The following is a 564-nucleotide window of genomic DNA, read 5'->3' as shown; positions in this document are numbered from 1 at the left end:
AGGTAACCGTAGGGGAACCTGCGGTTGGATCACCTCCTTACGAAGTGCTCGTAAGTGTTCACACAGATTGTTTGTTTAGAAGAAAGAGTCACTTTATTGGGTCTGTAGCTCAGGTGGTTAGAGCGCACCCCTGATAAGGGTGAGGTCGGTGGTTCAAGTCCACTCAGACCCACCAATTCGACGGAATTGAGCATTTGAGTTTGAGTCGTTGAAGAAGTGAACACAATGGGGCTATAGCTCAGCTGGGAGAGCGCCTGCCTTGCACGCAGGAGGCCAGCGGTTCGATCCCGCTTAGCTCCACCATTAAAGAAGTCTCTTTTTAATTAAGTTATGTTTGTATTTGCTTATTAGTTGATGATGAGTAAATAGAAAGATAAAGCTCTTTAACAATTAGGAACAAGCTGAAAAAAACGAGTTCTCGTTTTTGCGGAAGGAGGCGATATGAAGATATCTGCGACTGGAAGTAAGAAAGAGAAGAGAGCGTAATTTAGACCAAGACAACTGTGAGTTGTAAGGTTAAGAAATTAAGCGTACACGGTGGATGCCTAGGCAATCAGAGGCGAA

2 tRNA genes are annotated in these 564 nt (G+C 44.7%); both read left to right on the top strand.

Going from position 1 to position 564, the window contains the following annotated elements:
• Positions 1-98 precede the first annotated feature (98 nt).
• Positions 99-175: transfer RNA gene (locus tag GQ589_RS11850), tRNA-Ile, on the top strand.
• 52 nt (positions 176-227) lie between these two features.
• Positions 228-303, top strand: a tRNA-Ala gene (locus GQ589_RS11845).
• Positions 304-564: the final 261 nt, after the last annotated feature.

The sequence above is a fragment of the Gilliamella sp. Pas-s27 genome (genome assembly GCF_009795865.1).
Taxonomy (GTDB): Bacteria; Pseudomonadota; Gammaproteobacteria; order Enterobacterales; family Orbaceae; genus Gilliamella.
Note: the sequence above shows the minus strand (reverse complement) of the source record. Positions and strands in the feature narration are given on the sequence as shown.